At 44.6% G+C, this 12,420-nt stretch carries 14 protein-coding genes; 4 read left to right on the top strand and 10 right to left on the bottom strand.

Features of this window, described 5'->3' with window-relative positions:
- Positions 1 to 77: 77 nt before the first annotated feature.
- From HMPREF9708_RS06140 to HMPREF9708_RS06130, 3 genes are read right to left on the bottom strand one after another with little or no spacing between them, the layout of a single operon-like run.
- Positions 78 to 401, bottom strand: a complete 324-nt coding sequence (locus HMPREF9708_RS06140) for a branched-chain amino acid transporter permease (protein WP_006309391.1) — start codon at positions 399 to 401, stop codon at positions 78 to 80.
- A complete protein-coding gene (locus HMPREF9708_RS06135) occupies positions 394 to 1,098 on the bottom strand; it encodes an AzlC family ABC transporter permease (RefSeq protein ID WP_006309390.1) in 705 nt (234 codons plus the stop codon). The genes HMPREF9708_RS06140 and HMPREF9708_RS06135 overlap by 8 nt, the downstream gene beginning before the upstream one ends.
- A gap of 20 nt (positions 1,099 to 1,118) precedes the next feature.
- Positions 1,119 to 1,589, bottom strand: coding sequence for an HAD family hydrolase (locus tag HMPREF9708_RS06130; RefSeq protein ID WP_006309389.1), 471 nt, complete (start codon positions 1,587 to 1,589; stop codon positions 1,119 to 1,121).
- 248 nt (positions 1,590 to 1,837) lie between these two features.
- On the opposite strand from HMPREF9708_RS06130, the gene HMPREF9708_RS06125 reads away from it, so the two are divergent.
- Both HMPREF9708_RS06125 and surE read left to right on the top strand, forming a co-directional pair.
- The gene (locus HMPREF9708_RS06125) at positions 1,838 to 2,635 is read left to right on the top strand and encodes a YwqG family protein (protein WP_006309388.1); all 798 of its coding nucleotides are present in this window, start codon (positions 1,838 to 1,840) and stop codon (positions 2,633 to 2,635) included.
- Positions 2,636 to 2,765: 130 nt separating this feature from the next.
- Entirely contained in the window at positions 2,766 to 3,560 is a 795-nt protein-coding gene (gene surE / locus HMPREF9708_RS06120) for a 5'/3'-nucleotidase SurE (protein ID WP_006309387.1), read from the top strand.
- Positions 3,561 to 3,685: 125 nt separating this feature from the next.
- Here the strand turns inward: surE and HMPREF9708_RS06115 are convergent, their stop codons facing one another.
- From HMPREF9708_RS06115 to HMPREF9708_RS06085, 7 genes are all read right to left on the bottom strand, one after another.
- Positions 3,686 to 4,912, bottom strand: a complete 1,227-nt coding sequence (locus HMPREF9708_RS06115; protein ID WP_232215550.1) for an ABC transporter permease — start codon at positions 4,910 to 4,912, stop codon at positions 3,686 to 3,688.
- The gene (locus tag HMPREF9708_RS06110) at positions 4,896 to 5,660 is read right to left on the bottom strand and encodes an ABC transporter ATP-binding protein (protein WP_006309385.1); all 765 of its coding nucleotides are present in this window, start codon (positions 5,658 to 5,660) and stop codon (positions 4,896 to 4,898) included. The genes HMPREF9708_RS06115 and HMPREF9708_RS06110 overlap by 17 nt, the downstream gene beginning before the upstream one ends.
- Before the next feature lie 9 nt (positions 5,661 to 5,669).
- Positions 5,670 to 7,001, bottom strand: a complete 1,332-nt coding sequence (locus HMPREF9708_RS06105; protein ID WP_040447814.1) for an efflux RND transporter periplasmic adaptor subunit — start codon at positions 6,999 to 7,001, stop codon at positions 5,670 to 5,672.
- Between the two features lie 281 nt (positions 7,002 to 7,282).
- Positions 7,283 to 7,636: a glycine cleavage system protein H gene (locus tag HMPREF9708_RS06100; protein ID WP_006309383.1), complete on the bottom strand. Its 354-nt coding sequence runs from the start codon at positions 7,634 to 7,636 to the stop codon at positions 7,283 to 7,285.
- Positions 7,637 to 7,708: 72 nt separating this feature from the next.
- Positions 7,709 to 8,614, bottom strand: a complete 906-nt coding sequence (locus HMPREF9708_RS07940; protein ID WP_198004239.1) for a YdcF family protein — start codon at positions 8,612 to 8,614, stop codon at positions 7,709 to 7,711.
- Between the two features lie 20 nt (positions 8,615 to 8,634).
- Positions 8,635 to 9,027, bottom strand: a complete 393-nt coding sequence (locus HMPREF9708_RS06090) for a thioesterase family protein (RefSeq protein ID WP_006309367.1) — start codon at positions 9,025 to 9,027, stop codon at positions 8,635 to 8,637.
- A 139-nt stretch (positions 9,028 to 9,166) separates the two neighbouring features.
- Positions 9,167 to 10,213, bottom strand: coding sequence for a 2,3-butanediol dehydrogenase (locus tag HMPREF9708_RS06085; RefSeq protein ID WP_006309365.1), 1,047 nt, complete (start codon positions 10,211 to 10,213; stop codon positions 9,167 to 9,169).
- Positions 10,214 to 10,572: 359 nt separating this feature from the next.
- On the opposite strand from HMPREF9708_RS06085, the gene HMPREF9708_RS06080 reads away from it, so the two are divergent.
- Together HMPREF9708_RS06080 and HMPREF9708_RS06075 are read left to right on the top strand one after the other, a co-directional pair.
- The gene (locus HMPREF9708_RS06080; protein ID WP_006309364.1) at positions 10,573 to 11,241 is read left to right on the top strand and encodes a DUF3841 domain-containing protein; all 669 of its coding nucleotides are present in this window, start codon (positions 10,573 to 10,575) and stop codon (positions 11,239 to 11,241) included.
- 123 nt (positions 11,242 to 11,364) lie between these two features.
- Positions 11,365 to 12,321, top strand: coding sequence for a tRNA dihydrouridine synthase (locus HMPREF9708_RS06075; protein ID WP_006309363.1), 957 nt, complete (start codon positions 11,365 to 11,367; stop codon positions 12,319 to 12,321).
- Positions 12,322 to 12,420 lie beyond the last annotated feature (99 nt).

Below are 12,420 nucleotides of genomic sequence, written 5' to 3'. Positions count from 1 at the left end.
TCTATTATTCTTTCAATTAGTGGCAATCAATAATAGTGTACGCTTCTTAGCGCGGATCGACAAGTCGACGGTCATCCTTACCCAGCTAGAACTCCCTGTACCAGCACCATATAAACCACGGTTCCGGTTGCTACCGATAGAATGGTCGAGTGCCGCCACTTATGAACTAAGACAACTGCCATGCAAGCAATAAGAGAAGCCACTCCATTCGAGGATAGCCAGTTGACATCCTTCAAGCAGTATAGGAATAGAAGGATCATAATCGAGTAAGGAAAGACTTGTCCGAGATAAATCACCCACAAGGGCGTCCGCTTCTTAAAGACAATAAAGGGAAAGAGTCGAATCATAAAGGTAACAAGGGCCATCAACGCGATCAAACCAACACTATACCAATTAAACATAATCGGGACGCCCTCCCTTCAAGCGGTGCTCCACTAGAATCATGGTAATCGCCGCTAACATGGCAGGGACAATAAATTGGTCAGGTCCTAGAACCCCCAACATCACTACTCCCCCAATGAGCCCATAGATGGCAGGCCGATGGTTCTGTGTTGCTTCCCATTGGTTGATCACCACCACTAGAAAAAGAGCTGTTAGGGAGAATTCGATGCCTTGTGTTGAAAAGGGTAGCAAGTCTCCAACGAGAGCCCCCAAAATTGAACCCGAAATCCAGAAAAAATGATTGAGAATCGTCACATTAAAGTAGAAACGCTCTTGATCAATTCCGACAGGAAGATAATCTTGACTCACTAATGAGAAAGTCTCGTCTGTTAGAGCAAAGATGAGGTACAGCTTCTTGAACCATTGGATTCCACGATAACGCTGTAACTGGCTGATACCATAGAAAAGCAGACGGAAATTCACCATTAGTGTCAAAATAGCAGTCCCCAATAAATCAGCCCCACTCGCTAACATAATTGGAGCCATAAATTGAATAGAGCCGGAATAAACAAAAAGACTTAAAGCCCCAGCCCAGACCCAATTATAGCCATTAGCCGTCATCATAACCCCAAACCCCATCGCCAAGGCAATATAAGTCAAAGCAATGGGCAAATCGATTTGAAGGGCATACCGAAATTGTTCCCATGATTTCATCATTTATCAATCTCCATCTTGAATTAATGGCGTAGAGTCGCTTTGATCCGCTGAGGATGATTTAAGAGATCCAAGGCTTCCCCAATTGATCGACAGACAATATCACTGTGGTAGAGACATTGTCCATAAGTGCCTTCTCCCTCGATCACCGCTACCGATAAGGCAGCTTGTTTAATCATTAGTAGATCGTTATAACCATTACCGATGGCTACACACTGGTCTGCCCCTAGCTGCTCAACGATCTCTAACTTAGCTGCTGCTGCTTGCCCTTGAGGAAACGTCTTGACCTCAACCGGCAGAGAATGGCACTGATTTTGGACAGTCTGGTAAGTATCCGCCGTGCAGATATAGATCTTTAATTGTTCAGCCAATTGAGTGAGTAATTCTGGCACACCCGCAATAAACTGCCCATCAAACGCTAAAGTCCCATTGAAATCCAAAACTAAATAAGCAAGTTCGACTTGCTCACGACCTGGAATATCAAAATGAATCATGGTTAAACTCCTCTCGCATTACTTGTCTTAACAGTATGATAACGCTTTACCTTCTAATTAGGCAAGCCTTTGACCAAAGCCTAATAATTCTCATGAAATTATTCTTTAAGGGCCAGTCTTTAACCTGCAAATGTAGACTATAAACAGATTTTTACTGAAACCAGAGGATTGAAGGTTCAGGTCATCTACCTTGTACTTCATACAATCGCCCTCTATAATGAAGCCATCGAAGATCAAGGAGACGAACCATGCCAAACTATCCCAACTTAGTCCAGCTATTCCGCCAACAGTTTAATCATCCGCGGCTAGATCTCACCCTAAGTCCATTAGATGAGTCCAACTTGACCCAAAGCAAGCTGGGTGGCATCCCTTATTTGGAAGAAGAAGAGGCCCTGCCACGTGACCTTGAAGGTTACCCCATGCGGCTGCTCGCTCAAATTAATTATGAGCAGATGGCTGGTCACGCGCTTAAAGGCTTTCCCCAAAAAGGGCTGATCCAATTTTGGATCAGCCAAACAGACCCCTATTTCGGTCGAGGACCCCAAATCGGATCCACTGACCAGAAGGACTGGCGCATCCTCCATTATCCTGAGATCCACCAGTCCTTAACTCCTGCTAAGATCCAGTCCTTAATGGCCTTAAATAACCAGGAGATTAAGCCATCCTTTCCCCTGGCGATCGATCAAGCTTATGCGATCGACTTTGAAAAAACAATCATTCCCCCTCTTTGGAATATTTATGGATCTCACCAAGACGTCCAAGCCTTTCTCGCCCCCCTCTCAAGCCTTGAACAAGAAGGATTCAAAGATGAGGTCTTTGAACAATGGGACCCTTATGGCAGCATGATAGGTGGTTATCCCGCCTTCAACGATCAAGACCCCCGCTGGCAAATAAGAGACTGGCAAGGATTTGATACTGTTCTTCTCCAATTAGATTCCCAAGGTCCTATCCACTGGCCAGACGATGGGATAGGTCAATTTATGATCAGGCGAGAAGACCTCCTCAATCTAAATTTCAACCGAGTTCTTTATAACTGGGGAAGCTAGCTTGCTCTAGCCAGCCGTCACTCTGACCTTGCGACTGCTGTTAAGCCACTTAGTCAAACCTAGAATCTTTACACAATCTTTACATGGGTCTGTTATACTCTAGTTAACATTAAAAAGGAGCCTAGAACTTATGTTAAATTTTTTGGTTACGAATGATGATGGGATCGACTGTCAAGGAATTCATGTATTGGCTTCAACCCTCAGCCTCTTCGGTCATGTCCGCATCGTCTGTCCAGACAGTGAAAAATCAGGTTTTAGCCATGCTATTACCACCCGCCGTCCCTTAACACTGACCCATTTAGAAGATCGGTCAACCGACAGAATCCAAGTCTACACGGTCAACGGATCGCCCGCGGATACCGTTAATATTGCCATGGATGTCTTCTATCAAGAACAGAAGCCTGACTTTGTCGTGACGGGTATTAATGCAGGTGTGAACGCTGGGCAAGATATCTATTACTCAGGTACTGTAGCAGCCGCTCGCCAGGCAGTCTTACATGGTGTCCCTGCTATCGCCACCTCTTTAGAGCGCCAGCCAGACGGCTCACTCGCTTACCAAGAAATTATTCCCGATCTCAAGCGCGTTCTCAAAGTTTTATTGGCCAAAGTCTTCCCCGATAATACCTTAATCAATCTAAACTTCCCGGCCTACAAGCCTACTAGGCAGGAGACTCCAGTTCCAGTCGAAGTCCTTCCAATCGAACTCGATGCCCGCAAGTTCTCCTACCACGAAGACTTGGATTATGATGGACAGAAGGTCTATTATTTATCCAGTCATTATCGGACCGTCTCTGTCAAGGAAGGTACGGATATCGACCGTTTGCGTAAGGGAAGCATCACGGTCTCCCCTCTACTCGTTAAACAAAACAACGAGGCCTTACTCAATAAGGTCCAACAGTGGTTCAACGACGAATCGGTCTATTAGTTGAAGTCAATCTATCCTCACAAATCAATAACCCCTTGCTCATGGTGGTCCCTTCTCAGCAAACTTGACTCACATAGTCTTTGCTTGCAGAAGGCCCATCCCAATCGAGCAAGGGGTTCTTTAGCTTATCTTAGAATTTCAATGACATTCTTACGTGAGGCTTGGCGAGCTGGAAAGACACTGGATAGGATCCCAATTAGAACCGAAATCACCACAGTCAAAAGAGCGGTCGGAATATCAAAGACTGCCTGGAAGCTGATAAAATTCCCAATGATTTTGGCGATAGTAAATCCTAAAACATAGCCAATCAACCCTCCAAGGGTCGTAATCGCAATCCCTTCTAACAAGAATTGCCACTGGATGGACTGCTTGGTCGCTCCAATGGACCGCCTGATCCCAATTTCCTTGGTGCGCTCAGCGACTGAAATATACATCATATTCATCACACCGACACCTGCAATAAATAAGGAAATCGCCGCGATCGCAGTAATAAAGAGCGTGATCATCTTCAACTGGTTACCAATCTCATCCATCGTCTCCGTCATATCATAATACTCATAAGTTCCGTTCTCTCGCTCATGGCCATTATCCTGGAGGTACTGATTAATCTCTTGGTTCAGCCCCTTCATATCAGCAGCATCCTGGTAGAAGACCTTCATACTATAATTATAGCTCGATTGAAGAGAGAACCGCCGATAAGTTCCAGTTGGAATCGCCAGTTGATTCATATTCATCATCCCATTATCCACCATAGGGTCCAGGTTTTGGTCCGGGTTTATATCTGGGATAAAGACCCCAACGATGGTATAGTCATGACTATCAATGGTCAGCACCTTATGTAAAGCCTGGTCTGCTTGACCAAAGAAGGTCATCGCCGTCATCTCATCAATCATCGCATAGGGCATCTTGGCATTTGAATCCGCTAAATTCAAATTACGGCCGGCTAATAGCCGATATTGAGTGCTCTCGGAAATCGCGACGGTATAATATTCTTCTAGCTGGCGGTAGCGAATACCCATATATTCCTCAGTGACTTGTTCGCCCGATAGACTCACTTCATCCACTCCTGGTAAACTGGAAATATAGTCAACATTTTGACTGGAGAAGGGATCCAGCTGAGAAGGATCCTGGTCGAAATCACTGATATTATAATAAAAAATCTGGCTCCGTCTTCCCTTTTCATCCTTAGCCAACGAATCCAGAGTCTGCTTTTCAAACCCCTTACCTAAGCTGAGGATCGTAATGACGGCCGCAATTCCAATAATAATTCCGATCATGGTCAAAAAGGTCCGGCGACCATTCATCCGAAGGGTCGCCAAAGAGGCCTTAAGTATCTCACTGATCCTCATCATCCACTGCCTCACTTTCCAAATTAAATGATTGGATGAGCTTTTCAGCCTCATGCTGGGCTACTTCATGAATGGCCCCGTCCATCATGACCACATGTCGAGTCGCGTACCGTTGGAGACTCGGATCATGCGTGACCATGACTATGGTCACCCCGTCCTCCCGGTGTAAGTTGGCCAGGATGTCCATGATGCTGGCAGAAGTCTTGGTATCTAAGGCTCCGGTTGGCTCATCTGCAATAATAAATTTAGGATGATTGACTAAAGCTCGCGCGATCGCCACCCGCTGTCTTTGCCCCCCCGACAATTCATGTGGTTTCGCATTTACTTTGTCTTTCAAACCGACCTTTACCAGAACCCGTAAGACTTCCTGATGGGCTTTGCTTGATGACATACCCGCATAGAGCAGAGGGAGACGGACATTCTGCAGAACGGACATATTTGCGATCAAGTTAAAGCTTTGAAAAACAAAACCGACGCTCTCGTTGCGTAATTGTGCGATCTGGCGGTCTGATCGTTCTGAAACGGTCTTCCCTTGAAATAAATACTCGCCTTGAAAATGATTATCAAGAAAGCCCAAAACATTAATGAAGGTAGACTTACCGGAACCAGATGGTCCCATTACTGAAATAAAATCTCCCTCATAAATATCAAGCGAAATATCTTTGAGCACTTGCAAGACCTGGTCTCCATTTCGGAAGGACTTGGCTAAGTGTCTTACTTGGATCAAGGGTCGTCTTGTGTTTAATTCCATACTGGCACCCTATTCTAGTCCTTCTTCCATCATGTCATCCCCCATGGCATCCATTCCAGCCGGATCCATGACTTCAACCACTTGCCCATCTTTCAAATCAAAAGGATAAAGCAACAATTGATCCTCAACTGATAAGCCATGTTTGACAACTTTCTGTAAGCCTTGCTGTTGAATCTTGACAGGGGTCTTAACGGCCTTGCCATCAACATAGCGAAAGACGAATTGCTGGTCTCCCTCATCCAAGATGGCTTCTTGGGGGACAACAATCCCGGATGGAGCCATTTGAATCTTGACTGTAAAACCAGGTTGGATAAAGTCATCTGGTGACACCACAAAACCAAATTGTGTCCCAGTGTTCATGCCTCCAGGACCCGGATCAATCGGTTCTGGACTATCCGATTTATCACTCACAGGACTAGCTGGTGGAATCTCATCATAGCGAACAATCGTCCCTTCCACATACCGATCTTCCGCATTCACATAGACTTGTACAGGGAGATCTTTGGCTAATAAGTAGAATTCATATTCCGATACGGACCCTTTAACTTGTACCCCTTGGGAAATGATGCGAACAAGCGGTACATGCGTTCGGTCCTTCCCTTCAGGATTTAAGATAACCTTCCCGTCATAGTCGGCTCTCACTTCACCGTGTTGCTTATTATAAAGTCGTAAGAGCTTAATCTCAATTTCTTCAATTTGCTGGTTGACTTGTCGGATCTCATCCTTAAGACCTTCACTCGAATCAGCCCCTTCTGTTTGCCCTTGGACATTCTCTTGAAAAGTTGCTTCATCAACTGGGTTGTCTGAAACAAGGGGCAAACCCGACTTACCGATAACTTCGCTGACATAATAATAGTAGTTTCCATCTTGCGCCCAATAACCTGCTAGGGTGTCTCCTTGGTAGTTATAAAGCAGGCCGGTCTGTTTTGATAATTGATCAATCAGCGAAACCCGTTGATTATATAACCGTGTCTGCTCACGGAGAGTATCTTCGATCTCTTCTTGTAGGTCGCCCTTTTGGAGATACTTAAAGAGCAGGTCCCCCTTCTTAACCATCTGGCCATCTTGGACCGCAATTTGCTCCACTTCTCCTTTTTCTGGGTCGTAATAATAGGAGTTGTCATTAATCAAGTCAACCCGGCCATCAACTGAAATTGGATCTTGCTGATAAAGAGAAAAGACTTCATAGACCATTCCCCCTTCTTGGTCCTGAGCATGTGTATGGGGGACCCCTTCATTACTGGTTGTGAAAAACTGGCTCACCATGGTGACCATCATCACGATAAAGACGAAACCAATGGCAATTCCAATTCCATATAGAGAGCCGTGATCTTTTTTCATTCTCAACACCTGAATTCCTTAATAATCTCTTCAGCCAATATAGCAAAGAAAACGCCTAAAGTCAATGTTACTCAGCCTTTGAAGGAGATATGAAACACCAAACGTATCCCCCAATCGAACATTAAAAGGTAGAATGATTTGTTAATAATCAACCCGCTTATCTTAAATCGAATATGAATGAACTTCAGTTTATTGAGTCGCATGATCGATTCCTTACAAAAAATACAGCGCTTATTGAAACAACCACAAAAAAAGCTAGTGGAACTCCCACTAGCATCAGTTTAATCAATTGGTTGGTCTTCTACTAAATAATCCTCTGCCTTGAATTGATCTGTTGTTACAAGCACGAACCAGTTCTTATCTTCATCCTTGTCATTCAAATCTTCTGGATGTGCGCTCAAGACCTCATTGACTTGAACAATTTCACCATCAAAAGGTGCTTCCAGTTCAGTAACCGCCTTAGACCCTTCTACTGAGAAGAGGGCATCGCCCTTCTTGAAGGCCCCTTCTTCTTGTAATTCATAATAAGAGATCTCGCCAGCGGAATCTTGCCCCCATAAAGACAAGCCAATCCGAACTTGATTCTCCTCTTCTTCCTGCAACCATAAGCCATAGTGGGTATATACTTTTGCCATCGTTATGCCTCCTCATTATCATCTCTTTTTATCATATGGGTTGAGAAGCAATTTGTAAAGCTTCATCTTCCATTATTTTACTCCTAACAAGCCTAGTCCAACTAGCAAGACCACCACCCCCAGATGAAGCCGCCATCTTAGGTAGAGATAACCTGCAAACTCGCGCACAAAGGCTCTTAAGGAAAAGAAAAAAGCGGTCCGAGCGCCATAACCCACACATTCAATCCCAAGCTCTCGTGCAATTAACAGGGCCCTCAAGAGATGGTAGTGGTTGGTCACAATCGCTAACTTAGAACCCGGCTTCAACATTCGCTTGGTAAAAGCTAGGTTCTCATAGGTGGAAGTAGATTTGGCTTCTAGGTAGATCCGTTCTGGATCAGCTCCTTTATTGGTCGCAAAGGTCTTCATTGCCTGGGCCTCTGAGACCGATTCCCCTTCCCCTTGGCCACCAGACATGATTAGAATGGCTTGCGGAAATTGATCGAGGACTTGCATCCCCCGCTTAATTCGACTGGCCAAGACACTGGGAACTTGTCGGCCACGAAGGCCAGCTCCCAAGACCACAATCGCATCGACCCTCTTAGGCTTTCGATGATAAACAGCGGCAATCGCCGTAAAAAGATAAGCATTAAATAATAAGAAGAAATAGCTCGCTGCCAAAATCAACCCGTAAAACAGTCCAGATCCTTCCTGCCCCTTGTAGCCATTTAGATAAACCATCATGATAAAAATCAAAAGAATAAGTAAACTGGCAATATTGACTCGGTTTTTCTGATGTCTTACTAGTAAGTCATACACATTATAGATAAGAATCGCCACGATGAGGAGTGAAGGAACCACCATGATAGCCAGGGGATAGTATGAATTTAACGCTAGGGCGAGGCAGACAATCCCCAAGACTAAATAAATCCCTAACCAAATAGTACGAGGATCCTGCCGATAACAGTAAATAGCGCCTCCCAAACAAAGACATGTCATCAACCAAGCCATTTCAGCCACTAGACCTCATCAATAAAGTTTGCGTCCACTTTAGCTAAGAGGCGGTCTGGATCGATAATCACCCGTTCGTGTAAACCGGTCGCTACTTTCTTATCCTGCACATAAGCCGTCATCTCAAAATGGATATGCCGCCCTTCTTGGTGAACCTGGTCAATAACCACCTGAACCGTCCCTTTAATAGGACTCGCTAAGAGGTGGTTCACTTCGATCTTGGCCCCCACACTTGTCTGCTGAGGGTCTTCAATCAATACTTCCTGGCTGTAGGTATAACAAGCATTCTCCATCAAGGCAATCAAAGCCGGTGTGGCCAGAACAGGTAGGTCTCCTGACCCAACTGCCGAGGCAGCCTGTTCGGGAGTCACTTCATAATTTTTGGTATAAATCGCTGTCATATGAACCTCCGATGCTTCTTTTTGGAATCTATAAAGACTCTTATATGAAATAGTATACCAGTTAGCCCTTTTATTGCCTATCAAAAGAAGCGGACCTTCTATGAGGCCCGCTTTATCTGTCTTATCCATTACTAATTTCTTATTTAGGAGATACCAAAATCTTAACTTGAGATTTATCGCGAGTTAATTCTTCGAATCCTTCTTCCACGATATCATCCACTTTAATCTTCTTGGTCACTAGCTTATCAGCAGAGTAGTAACCTTTTTCCATCAATTCTAACACATTTGGGAAGATATGACGGTAAGCAATAATTCCCTTAAGGGCCTTCTCGCCAATTGCCAATTCATTCGGGTCGATGGCTGCTTCCTTCTCCCAAATGGAGACCACCATACATTCACCAGCCTTACGAACGGATTGAAGGGCTTGTTGTAAGACAACGGGCACACCGGTCACTTCATAAGAGACGTCCACTCCACCATCTGTTAAGCGTTGGATCGCTTCCACCGTGCTCTCACCTTCTTCTGGACGGACCACAATAGCACCCAGTTCTTCAGCCTTGGCTTGACGTTCTTCTGAGAGTTCAACCGCATAGATCTTGGAAGCACCAGCGGCTCTAAGTGATTCAATGACCAATAAGCCGATTGGTCCACATCCAAAGACTGCCGCTGTATCGCCGGCCTTTAGAGCGGATTGACGGACCGCATAAAGAGCAACCGCTGACGGTTCAGTTAAGGCTGCTTGCTCATAGCTCAAGCTATCTGGAATGATATGGGCTAATTCTCCATCAACAACACAGAACTCTGCAAAGCCACCATTGGCCGCTAAGCCCACAAAGTTCAAGTTAGGGTCTAAATTATAATCTCCAATTAAGCCGTGTTCTGCAATGATGGGTTCAATTGCTACTCGGTCGCCCACCTTTACATTCTCGACACCTTCTCCAATTTCAACAACTTCGCCACAGAATTCATGGCCCATGGTTAAAGGTGCTTGCACACCAGAAATTGGATGCTTCTCATTAGCTGGGATAAAGATTGGGCCTGCTAAATATTCATGCAAGTCAGATCCACAGATCCCTGTATATTTAATTGCCACTTTAATTTGTCCAGCACCAACTTCTGGTACCTCAATTTCTTCAACTCGAATGTCTTTAGCGGCATACCATCTTGCTGCTTTCATTTTTGTCATTTTAAATTCCTCCAGTCCTTTAATACTTTCCCATTTTAAGAAAATCATTCTAACTTTGCAAAGAATTTGCCTATGGTTTGATAAATATTTCTAATAAATTCAAGGTTTTTATGAAAAGTAATCGAATGATTCTTTCTGAAAAGAGGCTAGCCGTTAAGACACATCCCAGCTTAATTTTATTTAAAAATGACTTGTTTTTAAAGATTTTGTCTTAAATCCCTTTCAAATATTCTATTAAACTAGAATCCACGAAACTTATATACTGCTTTTGCTTTTTGAATCAATCAGTATCATTCTTCCCTTTCTCTTGCTGACCCTTGTAGATTTAAGTAGAATGAAGGCAAAGGGGTGGAGCTAATATGGAAGATTTTGTTGATCTATTTACCCGTCAACATGAGAATTCGATCTTTGAGTTAATCCAAAAAGGTGAAATCACCAACAAGGAACTCTATGTCCGCCTACATACAGGTCCTGATGCCCAGTATTTCATGGACCGTTACCGGACCTTCGTCGAGATGGCTGAAAAGCGCGTTCCACGTCCTGAAGGAACAGAGTACCCTATCTGGGGTTCCGTTACGGACAAGTATTGCATGAAGCCTGAATATAATTCGATTTGCTATTGTCTCAAAGTCCCCAAAGAGGAGATCATCTACTTTGATGGAATGAAGTGGGACTATGTCTTGAACTATCTCTATATCCCCAAAGATGATCAGGATGCTAAAGCGCATCAGAAGGAATTGCAAGCTTTAGGCATTCAAAGTGGCCACTTCTTATTTACCGACCGGTACAAAGGCCTCTATCCTGAAATGAAAGAGAAGATCAAGGCTTCCTGGGAGCGTATCTTTGAGATTGAAGATTGGGGCACCTTCAATGTGCAAGGCAATATCTGGCGCATAAAGCCCGAATGGGTAGTCCGCGTTCTGCATCCTGGTGACAACCTCTTCGAACCACCAGAACGTCCCCTTGATTTGGCAAGGGATGCTGCAATGATTAAAGACCGTCAAGCCAAGCGCGGTAGCCAAGATTAAGGCTTGTCTTTTCCAGTAAATATGGTAAGCTATTCAATATTTATAAAGAATCAGTACCATCTCTAAAAGGAGTGATCAGATCACTCCTTTTCGCTTGGAAATAAAATACAAAGGAGCTACGTTATGGTCGAAAATTTCTGGCAAACTTTACCCCGTCCTTTCTTTGTCCTCGCCCCGATGGAAGATGTCACGGATGTCTGCTTTCGTCAGGTAATTGCGAAGGCTGGCCGGCCGGATGTCTTCTTTACTGAATTTACCAATTCAGAAAGCTACTGCCACCCTCAAGGTCAAGATTCAGTGCGCGGGCGCTTATTAAAAGTAGAAAGTGAGCAGCCGATTGTTGCCCATATTTGGGGCGATAAACCCCAATTCTTTGCTCAAATGGCCAAAGGAATGCGGGAAGAAGGCTTTGCGGGGATTGATCTCAATATGGGATGTCCTGCTCCAAATGTCTTCAAGCATGGTCGAGGAGCTGGACTGATCTTGCGTCCACAAATAGCGATTGACTTAATTCATGCAGCCAAAGAAGGTGAAATCCCGGTCTCCGTCAAGACCCGTCTTGGCCATCATAAGATCAGTGAATACCAGGACTGGCTCTCGCTCCTGCTAGACCAGGGAATTGCCAACCTTTCAATTCATTTGAGAACCAAGACAGAGATGTCCAAAGTGCCAGCCCACTGGGACTTGATAGGCGAGATTGCTAACTTACGTGACCGCCTGGCACCCGATACTCTCATCACCATTAATGGGGACATACCCGACCGTCAAATTGGCCAAGAGTTAGCAGACCAATATGGCATCGATGGGATCATGATCGGACGAGGTATCTTTAAGAATCCTTTTGCCTTTGAACAAAAAGCTCGCGATCACTCTGCTAAGGAGTTAATTGATCTTTTCCGTTATCATTTAGACCTATTTGACCAGTATCAACTTAAGCCCTTCCCTGCCTTGAGACGGTCTTTCAAGATCTATATCCGTGAATTTAAGGGGGCGAACGATCTCCGCATCCAGTTGATGGAAGCGGAAGATTCCGACCAAGCCCGCCAACTACTCGACCAATTTGAAGCCAATCACTTATAATCCCTCCTGAACGAGCCACAAGCTCGTTCTTTTTGATTTTTAAGGGTTTTTGTTATCGGTCGCGATTGAATCATGATAAACTGATTTCAGAAAGGTGTG

The organism is Facklamia languida CCUG 37842, assembly GCF_000245795.1.
Classification (GTDB): Bacteria; Bacillota; Bacilli; order Lactobacillales; family Aerococcaceae; genus Facklamia; species Facklamia languida.
This window is presented reverse-complemented; position numbering and strand designations above follow the sequence as displayed.

Coding starts and splice junctions, on each gene's coding strand:
- HMPREF9708_RS06125 (WP_006309388.1), top strand. CDS start 1,838: ATGCCAAACTATCCCAACTTAGTCCAGCTATTCCGCCAACAGTTTAAT.
- surE (WP_006309387.1), top strand. CDS start 2,766: ATGTTAAATTTTTTGGTTACGAATGATGATGGGATCGACTGTCAAGGA.
- HMPREF9708_RS06075 (WP_006309363.1), top strand. CDS start 11,365: ATGGTCGAAAATTTCTGGCAAACTTTACCCCGTCCTTTCTTTGTCCTC.
- HMPREF9708_RS06130 (WP_006309389.1), bottom strand. CDS start 1,589: ATGATTCATTTTGATATTCCAGGTCGTGAGCAAGTCGAACTTGCTTAT.
- HMPREF9708_RS06080 (WP_006309364.1), top strand. CDS start 10,573: ATGGAAGATTTTGTTGATCTATTTACCCGTCAACATGAGAATTCGATC.
- HMPREF9708_RS06140 (WP_006309391.1), bottom strand. CDS start 401: ATGTTTAATTGGTATAGTGTTGGTTTGATCGCGTTGATGGCCCTTGTT.
- HMPREF9708_RS06105 (WP_040447814.1), bottom strand. CDS start 7,001: ATGAAAAAAGATCACGGCTCTCTATATGGAATTGGAATTGCCATTGGT.
- HMPREF9708_RS06090 (WP_006309367.1), bottom strand. CDS start 9,027: ATGACAGCGATTTATACCAAAAATTATGAAGTGACTCCCGAACAGGCT.
- HMPREF9708_RS06100 (WP_006309383.1), bottom strand. CDS start 7,636: ATGGCAAAAGTATATACCCACTATGGCTTATGGTTGCAGGAAGAAGAG.
- HMPREF9708_RS06110 (WP_006309385.1), bottom strand. CDS start 5,660: ATGGAATTAAACACAAGACGACCCTTGATCCAAGTAAGACACTTAGCC.
- HMPREF9708_RS06135 (WP_006309390.1), bottom strand. CDS start 1,098: ATGATGAAATCATGGGAACAATTTCGGTATGCCCTTCAAATCGATTTG.
- HMPREF9708_RS06085 (WP_006309365.1), bottom strand. CDS start 10,213: ATGACAAAAATGAAAGCAGCAAGATGGTATGCCGCTAAAGACATTCGA.
- HMPREF9708_RS07940 (WP_198004239.1), bottom strand. CDS start 8,614: ATGACATGTCTTTGTTTGGGAGGCGCTATTTACTGTTATCGGCAGGAT.
- HMPREF9708_RS06115 (WP_232215550.1), bottom strand. CDS start 4,912: ATGATGAGGATCAGTGAGATACTTAAGGCCTCTTTGGCGACCCTTCGG.